Below are 21,942 nucleotides of genomic sequence, written 5' to 3'. Positions count from 1 at the left end.
ATGAATACCTGCAATCAAGATTGTGTACGGAGAGTTTTACGGCCTTGTGGCGCTGCGGCATGTTCCCCATACCTTATTTGACATTCTCCCTTTTTATGGGACGAGTGTATGTAAGTAGTTATTATGTAGACATGCTTGCGCAACATGGTCGTATCCCTCCGATCCTTATATGCGAAAGGATGAGAAAACCATGTTGAACATTTACAAAACGAATGCCATGGGAAAAATAGAAGAACTGCAACAATTTGAAAAAGGCTGCTGGATCCATCTGACAGATCCTTCTGAGCAAGAAAAGCTACAAGTCGTCAGGGAGTTGGCGATTGACCTTCATTTTTTGCAGGATGCCCTTGATGACGAAGAAATCGGACGGATCGACAAGGAAGGAAACCGCGTGATGCTCTACGTGGACATCCCAGTCTCCACGAAGGAAGGGACGAAGAACAACTATACGACGGTTCCGTTGGGAATCATGGTGATGGAAGATTACATCTTAACCGTTTGCCTGGTAGAAACGGCTGTCATGAATGAGTTCGTCCAAGGGAAAGTGAAAAGTTTTCACACGCATATGCGCAACCGGTTCGTTCTGCAAATTTTATCGAATACGTCGCATGAATATTTGCATTACTTGAAAAAAATCAACAAGCAGACAGAAACACTGGAAAAATCATTGCGACAATCGACGAAAAACATTGAACTGCTTACCTTGCTTGAATTGCAGAAAAGTCTCGTATATTTTTCGACGTCCCTGGAAACGAACAGTCTGTTGATCTCCCTGCTTCGGAGCGGCAGTTATTTGAAAATGTACGAAGAAGATAAGGAACTGCTGGAAGAAGTAAAAATCGAAACCAAGCAGGCCATCAAAATGACGGAAATCTATACGGCGATTTTAGGGAACATCATGAATGGCTTTGGCTCCGTCATCTCCAACAATTTGAATCGCGTATTAAAGCTGTTGACCGCCATTACCATTGTCATCACCTTGCCTATGGTGATCGGCACCTTCTACGGGATGAACGTCGCGCTTCCTTTTCAGGGTCATCCGCACGCATTCACGATCATTATGATCATGTCCACCGCCATTACGTCTGTAACAGCTCTCTTGTTTTGGAGAAAGAAGTATTTCTAAAACGGATGACAAAAAAACCGACATCGTAAAAGGATGTCGGTTTCTACTTTATCTCTCGATTTACGTCAGCTGGACGAGCCTTCCTTCCAGCTTCACTCTCTCTTCTGCTAAAAAGCCAATGACCTTCACCAAAAGCTCATGCTCCACCGAATGGATGCGAGCCGCCAAAGTCTCAGCCGTATCTGCTTCTTGCACCGCTACGGGAATCTGGGCAATGATCGGCCCTGTGTCCAGACCGGCATCAACCAGATGTACCGTTACCCCTGTTATCTTTACCCCGTAAGCGAGTGCCTGACCAATCGCGTCTTTTCCCGGGAAAGCAGGCAAAAGCGACGGATGCAGATTGATGATTTTTCCTTCGTAGGATGACAAAAGCGTGTCGCCCACCAACCGCATGTAGCCTGCCAGCACAACCAGCGATATCTCACGTTTTTGGAGCTGCGCCACTATTTCCTGTTCAAAAGCTGCCTTGTCTGCGTATTCCTTCGGTTGAAAAACAAAGGTGTCGATCCCTAAACGCTCTGCACGTTCCAAAACCTTGGCGCCGGGCTTGTCGCACACAAGCAAGGCAACTTCTACACCTGTGAGCCTGCCGTCCTGTACAGCCTGCACGATCGCTTCAAAGTTGGAGCCGCTGCCTGAGGCGAAAATGGCCAGCTTTCTCACCATTCCACCCCGTTGTATACGACTTTGCGCTCTCCCGCTTGAATATGTCCGAGCAAATACGCCTGTTCACCCAGCTCTTGCAGCTTTTCCATAACACTCACTGCGTCTTCCGGCTTCACGACAAGCATCATGCCAATGCCCATGTTAAACGTTTTGTACATATCCGGGTAAGAGATGTTACCCGACTCTTGTACCAGCTCGAAGATCGGCAGCACCGGCCAGGAACCAACATTGATCACAGCTTGCATTCCTTCTGGAAGCACGCGTGGAATGTTTTCAGTAAAGCCGCCGCCTGTGATGTGTGCCAGGGCCTTCACTTCATGCGACGCAAGAACGGATAGCACTTGTTTCACGTAAATGCGGGTCGGTGTCAGCAGCTCTTCGCCGAGCTTTTTGCCCAATACGTCAACATGATCATGCAGGGACATGCCTTTGTCTGCCAAAAGAACCTTGCGAACGAGCGAGAAACCGTTGCTGTGCACGCCGCTGGAAGCCAGCCCGATCAGCACATCGCCTGCCGCCACGTTTGCTCCCGTAATCATTTTGCTCTCGTCCACGACACCTACGGTAAAGCCCGCGATGTCGTATTCGCCTTCTGCGTACATGCCAGGCATCTCGGCAGTCTCCCCGCCAATCAGCGAGCAGCCGGACTGGGAGCAGCCTTCCGCGATCCCTTTGACAATCGCTTCGATTTTTTCCGGAATGACCTTATCTACTGCCAGATAATCGAGGAAAAAGAGCGGCTCTGCCCCTTGGACCACTACGTCATTGACGCACATAGCAACAGCATCGATACCGATTGTATCGTGTTTGTCCATGGCAAAAGCGAGCTTCAGCTTGGTTCCTACCCCATCTGTGCCAGAAACGAGAATCGGTTTCTCGTATTTTTTGGTATCCAGGCGAAACAGCGCTCCGAACCCACCCAAATCAGTCATAACTTCGGGGCGGAATGTTCGTTTGACATGCTTTTTCATGCGTTCGACGGCTTCGTTGCCCGCATCGATGTCTACGCCAGCTTGTTTATATGCTTCACTCATCGTTTCTCCCCCTAGCAAGAGGTGCTTGTATTAGCGGTTGTTCATAAGTAGCACTGTTAGCATTTAAGCGCAGGTAGCGCTTCTTCGAACTCAATCTCTGTCGGATATTCTCCGTTAAAGCATGCGAGGCAGTGTCCTCTATTGGGAGCCGAATCGCTGCGGCCAATTGCATCGATCATTCCTTCAATAGACAAGAACGACAGCGAATCAGCCTCAATGATTTGACGAATTTCCTCTACCGATTTGGTCGACGCAATCAGTTCCTCACGCGACGAGGTGTCGATGCCGTAAAAACAAGAATTCATAACAGGCGGAGAGCTGATACGCACATGCACTTCTTTGGCGCCAGCCTCACGCAGCATGCGAACAATCCGATTACTCGTCGTACCGCGTACAATGGAGTCGTCAATCATCACGACGCGCTTGCCTTCCACTACTTTGCGAACCGCAGACAGCTTGAGATAGACAGCGCGCTCACGCAGCTCCTGACTCGGCTGAATGAAGGTACGTCCCACATAGCGGTTTTTGATCAAGCCGATTTCGTACGGAATTCCTGTCGCTTCCGCAAATCCGATAGCAGCAGAAATACTCGAATCCGGTACACCTGTGACGACATCAGCATCAATCGCGGATTCCAATGCCAACTGCTTGCCGAGACGTTTGCGCGCCATGTGGACGTTGATTCCGTCAATGTCGCTATCTGGTCGGGCAAAATAAATGTATTCAAACGTACAAATCGAACGCTGTGTCGTTTCTGTATGCTTGCTCTCGGTAATGCCATTCTTGTCGATGACGATCAGCTCACCCGGTTGCACATCACGCCAGTACTGCGCGCCAATGATATCGAACGCACAAGTCTCGGACGCGACAGTGATCGCATCTCCGAGTCGTCCCAATGACAGAGGACGCAAGCCATTCGGATCGAGAGCGATCACGAGCTGATTCTCGTTCATGACGAGAAGTGCATAGGCTCCCTTGATGTATTGCAGAGCGTCCTTCACCGCTCCCGGCAAATCCTTGCTCTCGGAGCGAGCAATCAGATGTGCGATCACTTCTGTGTCACTGGTTGTCTGGAAAATGGAGCCTTTTGCTTCCAACTCTTTTCTAAGCACAGCGGCGTTCACGAGATTCCCGTTGTGGGCAACTGCCATGCTGCCTTGTGCATAGCGGAAAAAGAGCGGTTGGGCGTTTTCAATCTTGCTCGAGCCAGCAGTCGTATAACGGGTATGACCAATCGCGATATGACCGCTAAACTTCTCCAAATCACCCTTGCCAAAAGCCTCTGACACGAGACCCATTCCGCGGTGCTTATACCATTTCTCGCCGTCGGAGGCGCAGATACCTGCGCTCTCCTGACCGCGATGCTGAAGGGCGTGCAGACCCAAATAGGTCAATTGGGATGCTTCTTTGTGGTTGTAGATGCCAAAGACGCCGCATTCTTCGTTCAATTTGTCCCAGATTAGCCGATCAAACATGGAATCGCATCCTTCCAGGCTGCTTTCACCTCTTGAGTCGAAGCGTTGATCGCTTCTGTACCGTTCACGTTCACTACCAGACGATCACCGCCAACCGTACCGATGTTTTTAGCAGGTACGCCATGTTCACCTGCCAATGCGAGAATCGCCGCCGCATGCTCTCCAGATGCACTGAGCAAGATGCGCGATTGAGATTCACTGAACAAGAGCACGTCAGCACGCAGCTCGGACGCAAGAGTCACCTGCGCACCGACGCCTTTGCCGAAGCAAGATTCAGCCAGTGCGACGCCGAGACCACCTTCGGACAGATCGTGTGCGGAGTTCACCAGACCTTGGCGAATCGCTGTGAGAACCAGCTTTTGTACTGCCGCTTCCTTGGTCAGATCGATTTGCGGAGGACGTCCGGAAATGCTGCCCGTAGCCATCTTTTGATACTCACTGCCGCCCAGCTCAGCGAAGGTCTCGCCCAACAGGATGATCGCGTCGCCTTCGTTTTTGAAATCCTGGGTCGTAATATGGTCAACATCAGTGATCAAACCGACCATTCCCACCGTTGGGGTTGGATAGATCGCGTCACCGCTGCGTTCATTGTAAAAAGATACGTTTCCGCCGATAACCGGAGCATCGAGTGCTACGCACGCTTCGCTCATGCCCTCGCACGATTTTTCAAATTGCCAGAACACCTCAGGCTTTTCCGGACTTCCGAAGTTCAAGCAGTCCGTAATCGCCAGCGGCTCTGCACCGGAGCAGACGACGTTGCGCGCAGATTCTGCAACCGCAATGGCACCGCCTACTTTTGGATCGAGGTACACATAGCGACCGTTGCAATCTGTACTCATGGCAAGTGCCTTGCGAGTACCGCGCACCATGACAACAGCAGCGTCAGAACCAGGCTTTACAGCTGTGTTTGCACGCACGATGTGATCGTATTGCTCGTATACCCACGCTTTATTCGCCACTGTTGGCTGAGCCAGCAAGCTTTTCAGCGTACCATTCAGATCTTTCGGTTCTTGGATGGCTGCCAACACATCTACATTCGCATTTGCTTCGTAGTAAGCAGGCACCGCAGATGGACGATGGTACACAGGTGCGTCGTCTGCCAAGCTGTCTACTGGCACCTCTGCTACTACCTCACCTTGGTGCAACAAGCGCAGCTTGCTGTCTTCGGTTACTTTGCCCACGACAGCGGACGCCAAACCCCATTTGTCAAAAATCGCTATCGCTTCTGCCTCTTTGCCTTTTTCCACGACGACGAGCATACGCTCCTGTGACTCAGACAGCATCATTTCGTATGCAGACATGCCAGCTTCGCGCTGTGGCACCAGGTCCAGATTCATTTCGATACCATTGCCCGCCTTGGAGGCCATTTCGGAGCTGGAGCTCGTCAAGCCTGCCGCTCCCATGTCCTGAATCCCGACGACGATACCTGTGTCGATCAGCTCCAGGCACGCTTCCAGCAGGAGCTTTTCCATGAATGGATCGCCAACTTGAACTGCCGGGCGTTTTTTCTCCGACTCTTCTGTGAGCTCCTCGGATGCGAAGGTCGCCCCGTGAATACCGTCGCGCCCTGTGCTGGAACCAACGTAGATAACAGGGTTGCCGATACCGGACGCTACCCCTTTTTGAATCTTCTCGTGGTCGATCAAGCCGACACACATGGCGTTGACAAGCGGATTGCCTTCATACGTAGGGTCGAAATTCACTTCGCCACCCACAGTCGGAATCCCGATGCAGTTCCCGTAGCCTGCGATACCAGCTACTACATTTTCAAACAAATATTTGACGCGAGGAGACTTGAGCTCCCCGAATCGAAGCGAATTGAGCAGCGCAATCGGACGCGCGCCCATCGAGAATACGTCACGGATGATACCGCCCACGCCAGTCGCAGCTCCTTGGTACGGCTCAATCGCAGATGGGTGGTTATGGCTTTCGATTTTGAAAACAACCGCCTGATTGTCACCGATGTCGACAATACCCGCACCTTCCCCTGGTCCTTGCAAAACGCGAGGTCCTTTTGTCGGGAAACGACGCAGGACAGGCTTGGAGTTTTTGTAAGAGCAGTGCTCCGACCACATGACGCTGTACAAACCTGTCTCCGTCCAGTTCGGCTTGCGGCCGAGAATTTCTACGACACGCTGGTATTCTTCGTCAGTCAGACCGATTTCTTTGTACAGTTTTTGATCGGCAATTTGTTCGGCTGTCGGTTCTTTATGCGTGAGTTGTGACACTGTTCTGCTCCCTCCAAGTCTTCAGGATCGAGGTAAACATGCGGCGTCCGTCATCGGAAGTCATCCAAGAATGGACGGCACGCTCCGGGTGAGGCATCATGCCAAGTACGTTTCCACGTTCGTTGCAAATGCCCGCGATGTCTTCCAGTGAACCATTCGGATTCTCGCCATGATAGCGGAAAACGATCTGTTTGTTCGCTTTAAGCTTCGCCAGCGTTTCTTCATCACAGTAGTAGTTTCCTTCGCCGTGCGCGATCGGAATTTGGATGACTTCCCCTGCCGCGAAATCTCGGGTAAAGGAGGTATCGTTGTTTTCCACACGCAATTCGGACAGCTTGCAACGGAATTTCAGTGAACGGTTACGCAAGAGTGCTCCTGGCAACAGCCCGACTTCGGTCAGGATTTGGAAGCCATTGCAGATTCCCATGATCAGCTTGCCTTCTTCTGCTGCTTTCACCACTTGCTCCATGACGGGTGAAAAACGAGCAACGGCGCCACAGCGCAGATAATCTCCATAAGAGAATCCACCTGGCAAAAGAATCGCATCATATTTAGAAAGATCCGTATCGGAATGCCATACGTAATCCACAGGCACTCCCATTACGTCTTCAACTGCGTTAAACAAATCAATGTCGGCGTTCGAGCCTGGAAAGACGATAACGGCTACTCGCATATCTTTAGCCCTCCACGATATCAAAGCGATAGTCTTCTACCACCGTATTGGCCAACAGCTTTTCGCACATTTCACGTACACGCTCTTCTGCTTGCGCACGGTCAGAAGTGTTCAATTCCAACTCCATGTACTTCCCGATACGCGCATTGTTTACTTCATCAAAACCCAAGGTGTGCAGAGCACCTTTTACAGCGTGTCCTTGCGGGTCCAAAACACTCTCGCGCAATGTTACATAAACAACAGCTTTAAACATGTACGTCTCCTCCTAGTCTCGTAAGCATTTCTTTGTAAGCTTCCTCCACATTGCCCAAATCGCGGCGGAAGCGGTCTTTGTCGAGCTTTTCATTCGTTACCGAATCCCAGAAACGGCATGTATCCGGGGATATTTCATCGGCGAGGAGAATCTCCCCGTCCGCTGTTTTTCCGAATTCCAGTTTGAAATCGACCAAAGTAATGTTGCGCTCGCGCAGGTAAGGCACGAGGACCTCGTTTACAGCAAGACCCATGCGCTCCAATGTCGCTTGGTCACTCTCGCTTGCAATCCCCAACACTTTGATATGGGAGGCATTCACCAATGGATCTCCCAGTGCGTCATCCTTGTAGTAAAACTCGACAACGGGCTGCGGAAGCACAGTTCCTTCTTCCATGCCAAGACGCTTGGCCAATGAGCCTGCTGCGATATTGCGAACGACTACCTCCAAAGGGATAATCTCCACTTTGCGAACAACTTGCTCTGTGGCGGACAGCAGACGGACAAAATGGTTGTCGATGCCCCGCTCCTTCAGCATGGTGAAAAAGATTGCCGTAATGCGGTTGTTCAACTCGCCTTTTCCGGTGATTTGCGCCCGTTTCTCTCCATTGAATGCTGTTGCGTCGTCTTTGTACTCTACCCAGTACTGATCAGGCAAAGATGTCCGATAAATACGTTTTGCCTTACCTTCGTAGAGTTGTTCCTGTTTTTCCACTGTAGGAGTCACCTTCCCAGTCAAAAAGGTTGAGTTTAGGTTAATTCACGAACGTTTCAAATACATTAAAACACAAACATACGCATTTATCAACGAAAAATGCTGGAATAGACTTCGACAAACGTTCGGGAATTACTGTATGTTTTTCGAACGGTAGATGTTAACATTCGTTTACATGTTCTCCATACTGGCTTTACATCTCCTGATTACAATAGTCCTTAGTCTCGGGACTTTTCGACCATCCACTTATCAGGAGGCAACTGGAGATGCACGCTATCTTTCGCCATTTACTCACTCCCTTTTCTCGCTTACACAGGCAAGTGCGGCTCCGTACCAAGCTGACGATCCCACTACTGTTCATCCTGCTCGTTTCCTCTGGCATGATTGGCTGGACCTTTTACACCCAGGCAAAACAGGTGATGATTTCACAAATGGAGTCCCGCCTTGACTCAGAGACGGACAAGACTACCGAAAAAATTTCACTTTTGAAGTTCACTTTCGCTAGCGACGATCAATCCTATCAAAAGCGTCTTCAATACGAATTGCAACAGCAAGAAAGTAATCTGTCTCAAGAAGGCTTGATACTCCAGCAATATTTGGTCAAAAATGGAGCTTTTTATCCTATTGAAAAAGTGACAAAGGGCGCTATTGAAATCCCGCAAGATATTGCGAAACGGATGGAAGCGGAGCGCTTCGGCGTGATTCACGTCCCTGTCGATGACCACATACATACACTGGCCTTTACCCATTCTCCTGAGGAGAGCTACATATACGTCATAGACGTTTTGCAGGAGTCCTATCTAGGTCCTCTCTATGAGATAACCAAAATCATCGTGATGACCATTCTCGCTAGTCTGGTCCTTTCCTTGTTGCTGTGCTTGCTGGTTGTGAAGGGGATAACCACGCCATTTCAGACGTTGATTGCGGCCATGCAACAGGTCAGCTCGGGCGATCTCACCCATCGTGCCCTTTTGCAAAACGAGGGTCCAGAGATTCGCGGGATTTCCAACAGCTTCAACCATATGGTAGAACAAATGTGCGAGATTATTGCCGAGATCCAACTCATGATTGTGGAACTGAACAAAGGCGGCATCGCAATCAGGCAAACAGCCGATGAAGCAGGCGATCGTTCGTCGATGCTGTCTCTGCGTCTCGATACAGTCAATCAAGGCGTCGAACAAACGGCTGCCTCAACAGATGGCGCCAGCGCCTCCTTTCAGCACATCAAGCAATCGATGGATGGACTGTTTGCGCGTATTTTCTCTGTGATTGAAGCGGGTAAAAAGATGCAGACAGTCACCCACCATGGACAAAATCGTATCGATGATTTGAACACGATGATCAATCGCTTCTCCCACACGTACGCACAGATCGACACCCGCATGACTGAACTGCGTCGACAATCAGAGTCCATTGGAGATGTTGTTCATCTGATTCAAAACGTGGCGAAGCAAACCAAGCTTCTCGCTTTAAATGCCAGTATTGAAGCAGCCCGTGCTGGAGAAAACGGACGCGGATTTGCTGTCGTGGCCAACGAGGTAGCCAAGCTAGCCAGCGAGTCGGAAAACGCTACATTAGAAATTACGCGGCTGATGGACGCTGTTCAGGAACAAACCCATGAGATTTCCTCCGAAACCTCACAAGCATCCGAACAACTTCAGCAAAGCCTGCAAAAACTCTCAGACGCTGCATCTGCTTTTCTTGAGCTTCGACAAGCTGTCGATCAGACTACGGGAGAGCTGCATATAGCCAATGAGGGGTTATCACACATAACCGAAGGCTTGCACACCGTAGACATGGCATTGGATGCGTTTGTTGCCATTTCACAAGAGACCAAATGCAGCACAGAAGAAATGCTGGTCGCCTCGCGCGAACAGCTCACCTCCATTGAAAAATCACGTCAATTGGCAACGGAGCTTCTATCCTTATCTGAGCGGCTGCAAGAGATCAGTGATCGCTTTCGCGTTGCCTGAACAAGATGAGCCTTCCCCTCCGGGCAGGCTCTTTTCTTTTGTTTATGATAAACTTGTCAGTGGTACAACCAATACGTGAAAGAAGGAATTTCAGATGTTTCCATTTGAAGTGTCTTTTCCTACCAAAATTTACTTTGGCATGGGCGAACTGGAACGTTTGGGCCAAGAAGCAAAATCGATGGGCCAAAAAGCATTGCTCGTCACAGGCGGCAATGCGGCCAAACGTACAGGACTTTTGGACCGCGCCAAGGCTCTGTTGCAGGAAGCTCAAGTGGCGTATCTTGTTTTTGACAAAATCGAACCGAATCCGCGTACGGCAACGGTTGATGCCGGAGCTGCTCTTGCTCGTGAGCATCAGTGTGACTTCATCCTCGCTATCGGTGGCGGCTCCGTGATGGATGCCTCCAAAGCGATTGCGGCAGCAGCCGTTTCCGGACGCCCGATTTACGATTACATGCGGGGAAATCCGAGCGGCTCTGGTCAATTGCTGGTACCTGTTCAGGAAGCACTGCCGATCATGACCGTTCCGACAGTAGCCGCTACAGGTTCGGAAGCAAACCATATCAGCGTCCTGACTCATTGGGATACGCATGAAAAATCTTCGATCAACGGTCCAGCACTTTACCCGAAGATTGCCATTCTTGACCCATCTGTGACCTTTACCGTTCCAGCTCGCGTCACAGCGGAATCTTGCGCGGATATCTTTTCTCATCTGTTTGAAAACTATTTGATCAGCGCGGAAGGAACCCACGTTCAGGACGGTATTTCCGAAACGCTCATTCGTCTCGTTGTCGAGCACTCCATCACAGCGATCCAGCAACCAGACAACGCAGAAGCACGATCAACCCTTTTGTGGGCGAGTACGCTGGGCATCAGTCCATTCGCTGCTGGCGGTCGTGGTGCTGGCATGCCGTTGCACGGAGTTGAACATCCGCTGAGCGGAATCTACGATATGGCTCACGGTCGCGGACTGGCGATCCTGTCCCTTCCATATTTCGAACAAGTGATATTGCAAGATCGTCCCGAGAGACTAGCCCGTATGGGACGTCATTGCTTTGGCGTTACCGTGGAGGACGAAGGCGAAGCAGCACGAGCAACGATTGAAGCCGTTCGCCATTGGTATGAGCGCATGGGAATCACAGAGCGTCTGTCTGACTTCGGTGTGACCAAACAATCGCTGACCCAAATGGCCGAAGAAGCGGTTCGCATCGGCGGACGCGGAATCGGGTATCTGCCTAGCTCACGAAAATTGAATGAAGCCGATGTCATCGCGATCTACGAGGCTTGCCTGTAATTGAGCATCAAACACACTGGCAAGCCTACGTTCAGTTATGTAATAATACAAATTAATCATTAATCAAAATTATTTTACTACGGAGGTTACCACCATGGCAGATCCACGCATTAATGAACTGGCAAGCCGTCTCGTCCGTTACTCGCTTAATTTGCAAAAAGGCGAAAAAGTTCTGATCGAAAATACAGGCCTGCAGCCTGAACTCGTTCGTGCACTTGTGCGTGAATCATTTGCAGTTGGGGCTCTGCCTCTGGTCACCTTGAAAGACCAGGAAGTCATGCGTGCACTCTATCAAGGCACGAGCGAAGAACACATGGCTCTGATGGCAAAATACGAGTATGACCGGATGAAGGACATGGACGCTTACATCGCCATCCGCGCTTACGACAACATCAACGAGTATGCCGACGTACCAGAAGACAAAATGGGCATTTACGCTCGCGTCCTGTATCAACCTGTACATACGAACGAGCGCGTTCCGAACAAACGCTGGGTTGTACTGCGCTACCCGAACAAGTCGATGGCGCAACTGTCCAAAATGAGTCTTGAGGGCTTTGAGGACTTCTACTACTCCGTCTGCAATCTGGACTACGCGAAAATGTCCGCTGCTATGACTCCGTTGAAAGAGCTGATGGAGCGCACTGATCGCGTACGCATCGTCGGTCCAAAAACAGACCTGCGCTTCTCCATTAAAGGAATCAATGCCATCAAATGTGACGGCAAACGCAATATCCCGGATGGCGAAGTATACACCGCTCCTGTGCGCGATTCCGTAGAAGGAACGATTTTCTACAACGCGGCATCAATCTACAACGGCATTACCTTCAATGATGTGCAATTCACTTTCAAAGAAGGCAAGATCGTGGAAGCGACCAGCTCCAATACCAAAGCATTGAACGACATCCTCGACACGGACGAGGGCGCACGCTATATCGGAGAATTCGCGATCGGCTTCAACCCGCACATCCTCCACCCGATGCTGGACATCCTGTTTGACGAAAAAATCGCGGGCAGCTTCCACTTCACGCCAGGAAATGCTTACACAGTTGCAGACAACGGCAACCGCTCCTCCGTTCACTGGGACTTGGTCCAAATCCAACGCCCTGAATACGGCGGCGGCGAAATCTGGTTTGACGATGTGCTGATCAGAAAAGATGGGCGCTTTGTGTTGCCAGAGTTGGAAGGCTTGAACCCGGAGAATTTGATTTAAAAAGTGCCATAATAGCGAAAAGGGCAGGGACGAGGCTCCCTGCCCTTTTTTGAATAAGATTCACTACGAACGCCATTTCTTACATACGATCTAACGGGGTGACTTTACTAACTAACAATAAATCAGTAAAATAACGTTTAGATTGTTGAGGTGGTAGTCAACGATCTAACTGACTCATTCTCAGAATGAGAAATACTCAGTTTTCCCAAAGATGATCTCCTTAGTAAATAGGGAGATCACTTTTTATTTTGTAAATTCTGCACATTAAATAACTCCTATTTTGATTCTTTCACTTCTGTGTGTGTAAATGGTGTTGGCACTTTAATCCTTCCAATACGCCTTTGTTTTACTACTGTATCTTCTCCTGGATAAACTTTAGCACGCCAATCCGCATATATATTGTATACCTCAGCAACAGCCCACAATCTGATAACATACGAACCTGGCTTTTTAAAGGTAGCATTAATTTCTTGTCCTTTTACGACTTCATGTGTTTGTGATGAAACAAACTTGTATCCCAAATCGGCCTTTACTAATTTTATGGGGAATTCTACACCGGCTGCCCAATCATGAGTACTCTGAACAGTTTCTTTTGCACTCGATGTATATTTTGCACTTAATTCAGTACCATCCGTAACTGTAATATACTCTTTGTATACTAAAAAATGTCTAGTTTCATCTTTACTATACTCGTAAGTAGCAGTACCTCTTACATACCCATCTCTATAGTAGGAAATACCAGTATCTAAGGGTTTTATAGAACCTTCTTCTTCATCTTCTGCATAGGATCCCACCACTCGACTATCATATTTATCTGGGCCTGCTGGTGTGTAGGTTGTAATGTCTCCAAATGCAAAAGTAGTTGGTAAAATACTAGATGATAAGAGAGAAAATCCTAAAATAAAGGTAGAAAACGCTTTTCTCTTAAATGCCATAATCAGTCCTCCAAAATTCATATATTTCATAACCTACTAGGCTATAAAACCAAATTAAGATTTCTTATTTAAATAATTCAGTAACATCATTAAGAATTCTGAGTATAATTTTTGAACATCTACATCCTGTGATGTTAACGTCATAGCAACCATACTTACGGATAGCCCATTTCCCGAAAAATTATATACATTTACAAAAGTATTAGGAAATTTATCACTATACGCCCTCGTAATACCATTATTTTCGTCCTTGGAGTTGTAAAAATTCGGGGAATAACTAACTGAATTGGTCCATTGAAAATCTCCCTCAGGACCTGGTGCCACACCAAGCATTATTACTACACCATTTTTTTCATTTTTATAAACCAAAGTTTTATTATTATCATGAAATTGATCTAGTGACTCTTTAGGCTCATCATTAATAGCTGGTACAATATTTCTAATATTCCAATCCTCAGTTACCTCAACATAACCCTCCGGTTTAAAATTCTCTTTTAAAAGTGAGAATTTTGAGTTGAACGTTTGCACATCAATCTTATTGGTAACTTGTGCATTCGTATTGCTTGGTTCACAAGCTGCTAACATTAATAGAGAAAAACTTAATAATACAACTAGGTAACACTTAATGTATTTATTCATAATAAGATCACCTTTTTCTATTTTTACATATTTTAGTATATTTAACTAAATATTGTTTGTCAAATTGCTTTTGTTGAAACTTTGAACACTTTAAAATTTCGTATAATTTACCCGTTATGTTGCCGATAGCCACAACATGAATCGAGTTTCGAAATCCAATTTCAGTCGGAGCAATTGACGATCGATTGTTAACTTTAACTCTGCGAATAATCTACAAAAACTATACGAAGCGATCCTCTAGCTTTCCAGATTTGAACAAACTTGGTACCAAGCACAAGTAAGCCTCCCATGATGAAGAGACTTACGTTGGCATATCAGAATAATCACAGCAATTTCGGCATTTGTGACAAATCGTTTTTCTTGAGCGTGCACCCTTTTGCTCGCGAGTCAACAGCACTATTAAATGATTGTCCCTGCTCCGCCTTCGTCTTATGTGTAAATTTGATCAAGTTGCGATACCTGATCTTCGTTATTTCCGTACATGCGTAATCCCTCTCTTTGGCTCAGAATCTCGGATAAATCCCATGAATAAATGCTGAACTTTGACAGGAAACATTACTACCCTCACCTATGTCTGGATGATTGTCCCATACGGCAACCTGATCTCAAAACATGTACGAATCAAATCACTTTGAACAGAAATCGTTCCCCGATGCTTCTCGACGATATTTTTGGCAATATACAAGCCGAGCCCTGTGCCTCCCCCTTGATGCGTTCGGGCTTTGTCGCCCGTAAAAAACATTTCAAAAATATGCGGCAGCGCCTCCTCAGGTATTTGGTCACCGTAATTCAAGATTTGCACAACCACTTCATCGCCCTCGCGATAAGCGTTCAAATCGATAAAGTGACCATCGCCCCCATAGCGTATCGCGTTGGTCAGAATGTTCTCAAATACGCGCGCCAAAAGCTCCCCATCTCCCACGATCACTAATTGAGCCGCAATTGTACACCGCGAGACCAGCTCATTTTTCTCAAGAGAGGGATACATCTCTTCATTTAACTGAACAAGCAATTCACTCAAATCAATGACCTTTTGCTCGATATTGACCATGCCATAATTCATTCTCGTAATTTCGAATAGCTCATCAATCAGCTTTTCCAATCGTTGCGACTTGGTAAAAGCAATCGTCGCATAATGCCGCATCTGTTTTTGTGACATCTGCCCATCTCGCAAAACTAAATCTAAATAACCCAGTACGGATGTCAGTGGTGTACGCAAATCATGCGCGAGATTCAAAACAAGCTGATCCTTGCTGCTTTCGGCGAAATCTCCTCTTTCTACCGCCTTTTGCAGCATCTCGCTTGCTTGATTGATATCCTTGGCAATATCTGCGAACTCATCATTGGATGGAATATGGACATGCCTTGTAAAGTCTCCACTCGCGAGAAAATGAATGCCCGTAGAAATCTCCCGAAAGTAGCCAGCATATCGTTTGGTCAGGAGATAGAAAAACAAGATCGCGATGGGAGCAAAGACAATCAAAAAGAAATTGATATCCCCGATCTCCCTGATGAATTGGCGAACCTGGGCGAGCCGATCTTCGTACTTAACCCCCGCCTTATAGTAAAACTGGAGCACTTTATAGAGCAGATAGGTTACGATACCGGCCAGAAGCATGCCAAGCCCAAGAAGCCCAAGCATTTTGGCACGAAAACTATGTCTCCTCTTCACCATGGAAAAATGAACCACTCCCTATACTCGTTTTCGTCCAAGGCTCAATCATGATAGACTCTTTTGACACGTTCTCCCAAACGGCTGACCAGCTCGTTCGTAATGGTTTTGCACTGTTGGGCCATTTCCTCAGCAGTGATCTCCTCTTCTTGATCTCTGCCGATAAAGGTCACCATATCTCCTTTTTGCACCGCTTCCATATCTGTAATATCTACAATAAGCTGATCCATGCAGACAAAGCCAAGAATCGGTCGCCTTTTTCCTTTGATCAAGCAGGTAGCCCCCGCCTGTGACAGCATGCGTGGAACCCCATCTGCATATCCGATGGATACGATGGCAATCTTACTGTCTTTCTGCGCTGCATAGGCGCGTCCATAACCCACGGATGCTCCTTTTTCCACTTGTTTCACCTGCACAACTCTGGCTTTCAGTGATAGCACAGGTCGTAAGTCGATGCTCGTTTTCACCTTGTCTCCCTGCTTGCTCAACATTCCGTAGAGAGCGATCCCAATCCGAGCATAATCGTATTGCAGCTCCCCATAATTCAGCACGCCGTAACTGCTTTGAACGTGCAGCTTCTGTGGATCGATCCCTTTTTCTTTCAGCTGTTCGATCACTTTTTGGAAACGGGCGATTTGATTTTTCGTGTATGCGACATCCGAAGCTTCCAAACTGTCAGCCACACTCAGATGCGTAAAGGTACCGCATACCTGCAAATTTTTATATCGATACATGGCCGCTATTTTTTCCGTGTGTTCCCAAGATTCCCCGAGTCTTGCCATCCCCGTGTCGATCTTGACATGAACAGAGATTTTCACGTTGTAGCCGTTCAGTTTTTGGGCATATTCGTCATCTACTACGGTTTGCGTCAGTTTGAAACGGGCGATTTGGCGTATCCGACACTCATCGGTATAGCCAAGCACCAGAATCTCCCCTTTTACGCCTTTCTTCCGTAGTTCGATTCCTTCATCGATTGTGGCAACTGCGAAGTGATCAATCCCGAGCTTGTTCAAGAACCTCGCGATTTGCCAACCGCCGTGGCCATATGCCTGCGCCTTTACGACTGCCATCATCGAACAATCCTTGGGAAGAACCCGCTGGATTTCCCTGACATTATGCTGGAGATGAGGAAGATGGATATCAGCCCATGCTCGCCCGGTTTGATCCGGTTTCCCAACTCGAAAGCGCCGAATCACCTTCATCAGCTTAATCGCCATCACCGAGAGAACAAACGACAGCACTGTGACCAGTGTAAAATGCACCAAGCTGTTATCAACAAGCGGCCCTGTCAGTCCCGTTACTTTGGCTGCTGCGCGAATGAGCACAATACACAGCGGATGGATGACATAAACATACAGGCTCAGCTTTCGTAACGTTGGGCGATTTTTGCCTTTCCAGAACAATAAAAGTTGAAAGAGAAAATACATGCACGGTATCAAAAAAATATACATACTATCATGACGTTGCAGCTGATAAGCATGCAAAAGCAAGCCTTCCATTACCAGCATGCTTCCGAACAAAACAAACCCGATGGCATACGGTGCGACCTTTTTCTTTTTCCGTCTGCGGGTATTGGCAATCATGCCTCCCATGACAATAAACACTGGAGCAAAAAATATGCCGTTCCGCGTGTAATCAAACAAAGTAAACATTGATTGATAAATGATATCCACATACGAACTCATCTGTGCCAAGCCAAAGTAGCTGTCTCCCAACAGCCCGATGCCATACAGTAGCAAGGTCACCCAAAACGTATTCCATGTCGACATTCTTGTATACAAAAAAGTACTGATACACACCCCCAGCATGATGCCAGGGAAATACCACAGATGATACAAGGTCCCGTTAAACAAGAGATCTTTCACTGCTGAAAATACGGTAAATCCATCTGTAAAATACCCCGCATACACATTCACAGGAAGATAGAGAAGGATCGAAAACAAATATAGCTTTCCTACTTTCCATAAAAACTGCTTTAGCATAGACGCATTTCTGTCGCGATCTGTGCCAAGCTTTTGCAGAAAGAAAAATCCTGTGCACATAAAGAAAAACGGAACCGCCACCCTGGCTATTGTTCGTGTCAGTGTAAAGTCAGCCCATTCGCTTATAGACAGTAGCGGAGAAGTATGGATTGCGATGACAAGAATCGCCGCAATGATTCGGAATTGATCCAGCCCACCATACTGCTTTTCATTACCCGCGTTCATTACGTGCCTCCTGATGAAACACCGTAATGATAAAGCCATCCACGTTATTGCCCGATATTTCGTAGCTCTCACCAGCCACAACTGGGATGTGCGTAACTGTATCGGTAGCTTTTACATAGTAGATTTCAATGCTCTCATCATCTACTAGCAAATGCTTCTGATGGAATTCGTAGTTTTTCACATACTCGATATACTCTTCCAGACAAAGCTGGAGCTTTTCCATCAAAACAGCATGCGGATAGCCCACATACCGAAAATGCCAAGGCTCATCCGAAATCCCTGTTAGCTGCTCTTTGTCTTTGTCGTAGCGTTTGATAAACCCATATTGACTGGCACGTTGGCGAAACATTCGGCATACGCCATGGTCGGGAAAAGAAGGGCAGATAAAATCGATTACTTCCTTTTTCTCCCCAACATCTATCGCAAGCCCTGTCTGATGCTCACTTTCATTCGGGCGCGCTACATATTGACTGGTAAACACCCGTCCATTTTCGAGCAGGGATTGATCATAAATATCCTTTTGTTCCGTCTTGCTGCGAAAACCACTAACAGGGACAATTGTATGCTCTGCGTTGCAGGCTTTCAGCAGCTTGGCAAACATCTGGGCAGCCGTGTTTTCCATCATCATATTGCTGTGTGCTCCGTCAATCAGCCGCATGCGGTTCAGCAGGATACCGTCGTCTGTTTGCCAGCGGATCGGATACTGGCGATTCACCAATATCAGATGGCCGTGATGCAGATTGTCGCTGTTCAACGTAACCGTAAAGACATGAGATTGTACCATCGGTTAGACCTCCTCCAACGCTAGCATAATCAACGTATCAAGAAGCTCTTTATAAGAAATCCCCGCAGCACGCAGCATGCTTGGATACCTGCTCTTCGAGGTAAAGCCCGGGATCGTATTCACTTCGTTAAACACAATATCTCCGTCTGGTGTGACAAACATATCCACGCGAGCGAAGCCACGACAGCCAAAAACCTGATAGAGATGGGTGGCTGTTTGCTTGATTTTATGAGCGAGTTCGTCGTCGATTCTTGCTGGGACATGGATATGGGCAGTCTCCAATGAGTACTTTTCTGTGTAATTGAAGAAGCCTTGGAGCAATTCGATTTCATCCACTTCCCCCACAATGACCTCACGATTTCCGAGTACCGCACAGCCCACCTCGAATCCCGCGATGTTTTCCTCGATGACCACTTTTTCATCATGCAAAAGGGCGTTTTCTATCCCGAAGAACAATTCTGATGGGCTGTATGCTTTCGTAATCCCAATGGAGGACCCTGCCTTTGCCGGTTTGACATACAAAGGGAATCCCAGTGGTTCGGTGGCAGCTTGAACAGTTGCAAGGTCAGTATTCGGATAAACGGTAACGGATCTTGGCGTTTTGATACCGGAGCTTTCCGCCAGCGTGTGGGCGATATCCTTATCCATACAAATCGCGGAGGATAGCGTGTGACAACCGACAAAAGGAATTCCAGCGAGTTCCAATAGCCCTTGCACCGTTCCATCCTCTCCGTTTTTGCCATGCAAAATCGGGAATACCACATCAACCTTTGTGACCGTCATGGCGCCGTTCTCCTGTGCAACAATTCCCCGCACTTGTCTGCAAGGAGAGAGAAAGGCAGGCACACACTTCTCACTTTGATGCCAACTGTCATTCCGAATGCTTTCGATGTTGCCGGTATATCGAAGCCATTGCCCTTCCCTCGTAATTCCTAGCAAAATCACCTCGTATTTTTCCAGACACAAGCTCTCCAGCACCGAACTCGTAGATTTAAGGGATACTTCATACTCCGAGGAGCATCCCCCAAACAAAATCGCGACAGTCAATTTCCTCATTAGATTCACTCCTTCTGTTCCTCGTTGACGTAGCTTGTCACAATCACGCCGCCCATGTTGTCACCCGAAATCTCATAGTTCCTCGAAATCGGTACTTTGATCGTCATCTCTTGATCGACAGGGTAGTAGTTAATTTCGTAGATCTTCCCATCGTTTGTCACGGAGATACTTCTTTTTTCTCGTAGGTAATCCAGGTATTCTTCCAGCGAAAAGTTATTCTGCTTCATGATCGCGCTATGCGGCAAACCGACATATCGGAAGTGCCAAGGCTCGAATACCGTTCCTGTAATGGCTACCTTGTCCTTTGGGTAGCGCAAAATAAAACCGTATTTCCAAGAATGATCTTCTAACCACTTGCCTTCAGGGGCGTGCTCCATTTTCATTTGCGTCGATCCAATATCCAGCGCGGAACCTACATTGTGTTCGCTATAACCGCTTGGCATCGCGATCGCTGGCCCCATTTCTTCATACAGCTTTTCTTGTTCTTCCTTACCTCGATAACCGCTGTTCAGGATAAAGTGACTCACGTTATCTTGTTGCGCAGCATTGACCATCTCCAAAAATTCTTTGGCTACACGCTCCGACACTTCGAGTCTATGGTCGAGCAAAGTATAGCCTTGTAACAGTTCTTCATGCTCAGACAACCGAACCACATCGTTTTTTACCCCTGCCTCATGAACCGGATAGTCTTTATTGACTAAGAGAAGGTCTCCCTGATAAATTTGATCTTTTGTTATTTGTATCGATTGGTACTCCACACCCACACCGGTAGCCTCTCCCACTGTTTCGATATGTCCGCCATCATTAGGTGGTCCTTCTGTTATTTTTTGAAAAACGATATATCCGAACAGCGCTAAAATGACAAGCCAAAAAACCCTCTTTTTCATTGACAGCTTCCTCCTTCACTTACACATGTAGGATAGGGAAAACTGTTAAAATAAAAAGTAGGGTAAATCTAAAATAATTTTAAAGAAGTCCATTCATTTTTATAAAGTTGCTTAACTGGATAGAGAGGAGGTCAACAGCCTAGCATGAATAAAACAGACCGTCTATTGGCGATCGTTCTGGAACTGCAGCGAAAAGGTACGCTACGCGCAGAAGATTTGGCCGCGACTTTCGAGACGAGCGTCCGGACGATTTATCGTGATATGCAGGCATTGAGCGAAGCCGGCGTCCCCATCGTTGGGGCACCGGGTCAGGGATATTCGTTAATGGAAGGGTATTTTCTGCCGCCCGTCAGCTTTTCCGTAGAAGAAGCCGTTGCACTCTTAATCGGAGCAGACTTGGTCGAGCAAGCATTTGACCAAAACTTTGGAAATAGCGCAAGAGCCGTACAACGCAAAGTCGAAGCGATCCTGTCGGAGGATGTAGGCGAACAAACCAGACGTATCCGTTCAACCTTTCGCCTCGTAAGCCCCAGAGCAAACGATCTGCGCGAACAGGAAAAAGCGCATGCGCAGCTCCTCCACGATGCGATCATTAGTGAGCAGAAGGTGCGGTTCCGCTATCGGAGGGGCACGCCTGGGGAGGGTGATGATCGTGAAACAGTTCGTGATGTTGCTCCATATGGTCTCGTGCTGGTTCGTGGTTCTTGGATACTGCTCGCTCATTGTGATCTGCGACAGGATATTCGTCGATTCCGCCTGTCACGCATGAGCGGCCTGATCGTTTTGGAAGACCGCTTTATCCTCCCTGACCATTTCCATTTTGCTGATTACCAGCCTCTCGATGATCGGTCCCTGGAGGTGCAGATCGTCATCAGCGCAGCTATCGCTGATCGGGTAAAAGAATCGGGCAATTTTTTTATCGAAGAGATTACGGAGCATCCAGACGGCATTCTCGTTAGATTGCGCGTCAGACAAATCGAAGAAATATTGTCTTGGGTACTTGGGTTGGGGGCAGATGCGGTTGTTCTTACGCCTGAATCCTTGCGCAGCCGAATACGCGAAGAAGCCAAAAAATTATTCGAACGCTACTGACATACTGCTGTCAGTAGCGTTTT

The 21,942-nt window shown here is 47.7% G+C and carries 19 protein-coding genes; 5 read left to right on the top strand and 14 right to left on the bottom strand.

From position 1 onward, the window contains the following. Positions 1 to 190: 190 nt before the first annotated feature. On the top strand, positions 191 to 1,126 hold the full coding sequence (locus HP567_RS06045) for a magnesium transporter CorA family protein (RefSeq protein ID WP_173610682.1): 936 nt from the start codon (positions 191 to 193) through the stop codon (positions 1,124 to 1,126). Positions 1,127 to 1,186: 60 nt separating this feature from the next. Here the strand turns inward: HP567_RS06045 and purN are convergent, their stop codons facing one another. From purN to purC, 7 genes are read right to left on the bottom strand one after another with little or no spacing between them, the layout of a single operon-like run. Continuing rightward, positions 1,187 to 1,795, bottom strand: coding sequence for a phosphoribosylglycinamide formyltransferase (purN, locus tag HP567_RS06040; RefSeq protein ID WP_173610683.1), 609 nt, complete (start codon positions 1,793 to 1,795; stop codon positions 1,187 to 1,189). After that, the gene (gene purM / locus HP567_RS06035) at positions 1,789 to 2,829 is read right to left on the bottom strand and encodes a phosphoribosylformylglycinamidine cyclo-ligase (protein ID WP_173610684.1); all 1,041 of its coding nucleotides are present in this window, start codon (positions 2,827 to 2,829) and stop codon (positions 1,789 to 1,791) included. Before purM ends, purN begins: the two co-directional genes overlap by 7 nt. 56 nt (positions 2,830 to 2,885) lie before the next feature. Next, on the bottom strand, positions 2,886 to 4,304 hold the full coding sequence (purF, locus tag HP567_RS06030; protein WP_173610685.1) for an amidophosphoribosyltransferase: 1,419 nt from the start codon (positions 4,302 to 4,304) through the stop codon (positions 2,886 to 2,888). Then, positions 4,289 to 6,532, bottom strand: coding sequence for a phosphoribosylformylglycinamidine synthase subunit PurL (purL, locus tag HP567_RS06025; RefSeq protein WP_173610686.1), 2,244 nt, complete (start codon positions 6,530 to 6,532; stop codon positions 4,289 to 4,291). Before purL ends, purF begins: the two co-directional genes overlap by 16 nt. Continuing rightward, positions 6,513 to 7,205 carry a phosphoribosylformylglycinamidine synthase subunit PurQ gene (gene purQ, locus HP567_RS06020; RefSeq protein WP_017249709.1) on the bottom strand — a complete coding sequence of 231 codons (693 nt, stop codon included), beginning with the start codon at positions 7,203 to 7,205 and terminating at the stop codon, positions 6,513 to 6,515. Before purQ ends, purL begins: the two co-directional genes overlap by 20 nt. Positions 7,206 to 7,209: 4 nt before the next feature. Then, entirely contained in the window at positions 7,210 to 7,458 is a 249-nt protein-coding gene (gene purS, locus HP567_RS06015; protein ID WP_007717324.1) for a phosphoribosylformylglycinamidine synthase subunit PurS, read from the bottom strand. Then, positions 7,451 to 8,170, bottom strand: a complete 720-nt coding sequence (gene purC / locus HP567_RS06010) for a phosphoribosylaminoimidazolesuccinocarboxamide synthase (RefSeq protein WP_012684340.1) — start codon at positions 8,168 to 8,170, stop codon at positions 7,451 to 7,453. The genes purS and purC overlap by 8 nt, the downstream gene beginning before the upstream one ends. Positions 8,171 to 8,436: 266 nt before the next feature. On the opposite strand from purC, the gene HP567_RS06005 reads away from it, so the two are divergent. From HP567_RS06005 to HP567_RS05995, 3 genes are all read left to right on the top strand, one after another. Beyond that, a complete protein-coding gene (locus tag HP567_RS06005) occupies positions 8,437 to 10,143 on the top strand; it encodes a methyl-accepting chemotaxis protein (protein WP_173610687.1) in 1,707 nt (568 codons plus the stop codon). Positions 10,144 to 10,237: 94 nt separating this feature from the next. Further along, positions 10,238 to 11,437 carry an iron-containing alcohol dehydrogenase gene (locus HP567_RS06000; protein WP_173610688.1) on the top strand — a complete coding sequence of 400 codons (1,200 nt, stop codon included), beginning with the start codon at positions 10,238 to 10,240 and terminating at the stop codon, positions 11,435 to 11,437. A 94-nt stretch (positions 11,438 to 11,531) separates the two neighbouring features. Further along, the gene (locus HP567_RS05995; RefSeq protein ID WP_173610689.1) at positions 11,532 to 12,647 is read left to right on the top strand and encodes an aminopeptidase; all 1,116 of its coding nucleotides are present in this window, start codon (positions 11,532 to 11,534) and stop codon (positions 12,645 to 12,647) included. Positions 12,648 to 12,922: 275 nt separating this feature from the next. Here HP567_RS05995 and HP567_RS05990 read toward each other — a convergent pair whose 3' ends face one another. From HP567_RS05990 to HP567_RS05960, 7 genes are all read right to left on the bottom strand, one after another. Beyond that, the gene (locus HP567_RS05990) at positions 12,923 to 13,582 is read right to left on the bottom strand and encodes a hypothetical protein (RefSeq protein ID WP_173610690.1); all 660 of its coding nucleotides are present in this window, start codon (positions 13,580 to 13,582) and stop codon (positions 12,923 to 12,925) included. Positions 13,583 to 13,636: 54 nt separating this feature from the next. Then, on the bottom strand, positions 13,637 to 14,221 hold the full coding sequence (locus HP567_RS05985) for a hypothetical protein (RefSeq protein WP_173610691.1): 585 nt from the start codon (positions 14,219 to 14,221) through the stop codon (positions 13,637 to 13,639). Positions 14,222 to 14,789: 568 nt separating this feature from the next. Next, complete coding sequence (locus tag HP567_RS05980; protein WP_173610692.1) at positions 14,790 to 15,896, bottom strand: sensor histidine kinase; 1,107 nt, start codon at positions 15,894 to 15,896, stop codon at positions 14,790 to 14,792. 41 nt (positions 15,897 to 15,937) lie between these two features. After that, on the bottom strand, positions 15,938 to 18,100 hold the full coding sequence (gene vanT, locus HP567_RS05975; RefSeq protein WP_173610693.1) for a serine racemase VanT catalytic subunit: 2,163 nt from the start codon (positions 18,098 to 18,100) through the stop codon (positions 15,938 to 15,940). Further along, positions 18,087 to 18,884, bottom strand: a complete 798-nt coding sequence (locus tag HP567_RS05970) for a M15 family metallopeptidase (RefSeq protein ID WP_173610694.1) — start codon at positions 18,882 to 18,884, stop codon at positions 18,087 to 18,089. The genes vanT and HP567_RS05970 overlap by 14 nt, the downstream gene beginning before the upstream one ends. A 3-nt stretch (positions 18,885 to 18,887) precedes the next feature. Next, positions 18,888 to 19,940 carry a D-alanine--D-serine ligase VanG gene (vanG, locus tag HP567_RS05965; protein WP_173610695.1) on the bottom strand — a complete coding sequence of 351 codons (1,053 nt, stop codon included), beginning with the start codon at positions 19,938 to 19,940 and terminating at the stop codon, positions 18,888 to 18,890. Between the two features lie 5 nt (positions 19,941 to 19,945). Next, the gene (locus HP567_RS05960; protein WP_173610696.1) at positions 19,946 to 20,827 is read right to left on the bottom strand and encodes a M15 family metallopeptidase; all 882 of its coding nucleotides are present in this window, start codon (positions 20,825 to 20,827) and stop codon (positions 19,946 to 19,948) included. A 144-nt stretch (positions 20,828 to 20,971) separates the two neighbouring features. Here HP567_RS05960 and HP567_RS05955 point away from each other — a divergent pair, with 144 nt between their 5' ends. Continuing rightward, complete coding sequence (locus tag HP567_RS05955; protein ID WP_173610697.1) at positions 20,972 to 21,919, top strand: helix-turn-helix transcriptional regulator; 948 nt, start codon at positions 20,972 to 20,974, stop codon at positions 21,917 to 21,919. Positions 21,920 to 21,942: the final 23 nt, after the last annotated feature.

Origin of the sequence: Brevibacillus sp. M2.1A, from assembly GCF_013284355.2 — a bacterium.
Lineage (GTDB): Bacteria > Bacillota > Bacilli > Brevibacillales > Brevibacillaceae > Brevibacillus.
This window is presented reverse-complemented; position numbering and strand designations above follow the sequence as displayed.

Excerpts from the sequence above, each read along its gene's own strand:
- HP567_RS06045 (WP_173610682.1), top strand. The coding sequence starts at position 191 with ATGTTGAACATTTACAAAACGAATGCCATGGGAAAAATAGAAGAACTG.
- purN (WP_173610683.1), bottom strand. The coding sequence starts at position 1,795 with ATGGTGAGAAAGCTGGCCATTTTCGCCTCAGGCAGCGGCTCCAACTTT.
- purM (WP_173610684.1), bottom strand. The coding sequence starts at position 2,829 with ATGAGTGAAGCATATAAACAAGCTGGCGTAGACATCGATGCGGGCAAC.
- purF (WP_173610685.1), bottom strand. The coding sequence starts at position 4,304 with ATGTTTGATCGGCTAATCTGGGACAAATTGAACGAAGAATGCGGCGTC.
- purQ (WP_017249709.1), bottom strand. The coding sequence starts at position 7,205 with ATGCGAGTAGCCGTTATCGTCTTTCCAGGCTCGAACGCCGACATTGAT.
- purS (WP_007717324.1), bottom strand. The coding sequence starts at position 7,458 with ATGTTTAAAGCTGTTGTTTATGTAACATTGCGCGAGAGTGTTTTGGAC.
- HP567_RS06005 (WP_173610687.1), top strand. The coding sequence starts at position 8,437 with ATGCACGCTATCTTTCGCCATTTACTCACTCCCTTTTCTCGCTTACAC.
- HP567_RS06000 (WP_173610688.1), top strand. The coding sequence starts at position 10,238 with ATGTTTCCATTTGAAGTGTCTTTTCCTACCAAAATTTACTTTGGCATG.
- HP567_RS05995 (WP_173610689.1), top strand. The coding sequence starts at position 11,532 with ATGGCAGATCCACGCATTAATGAACTGGCAAGCCGTCTCGTCCGTTAC.
- HP567_RS05990 (WP_173610690.1), bottom strand. The coding sequence starts at position 13,582 with ATGGCATTTAAGAGAAAAGCGTTTTCTACCTTTATTTTAGGATTTTCT.
- HP567_RS05985 (WP_173610691.1), bottom strand. The coding sequence starts at position 14,221 with ATGAATAAATACATTAAGTGTTACCTAGTTGTATTATTAAGTTTTTCT.
- HP567_RS05980 (WP_173610692.1), bottom strand. The coding sequence starts at position 15,896 with ATGGTGAAGAGGAGACATAGTTTTCGTGCCAAAATGCTTGGGCTTCTT.
- vanT (WP_173610693.1), bottom strand. The coding sequence starts at position 18,100 with ATGAACGCGGGTAATGAAAAGCAGTATGGTGGGCTGGATCAATTCCGA.
- HP567_RS05970 (WP_173610694.1), bottom strand. The coding sequence starts at position 18,884 with ATGGTACAATCTCATGTCTTTACGGTTACGTTGAACAGCGACAATCTG.
- vanG (WP_173610695.1), bottom strand. The coding sequence starts at position 19,940 with ATGAGGAAATTGACTGTCGCGATTTTGTTTGGGGGATGCTCCTCGGAG.
- HP567_RS05960 (WP_173610696.1), bottom strand. The coding sequence starts at position 20,827 with ATGAAAAAGAGGGTTTTTTGGCTTGTCATTTTAGCGCTGTTCGGATAT.
- HP567_RS05955 (WP_173610697.1), top strand. The coding sequence starts at position 20,972 with ATGAATAAAACAGACCGTCTATTGGCGATCGTTCTGGAACTGCAGCGA.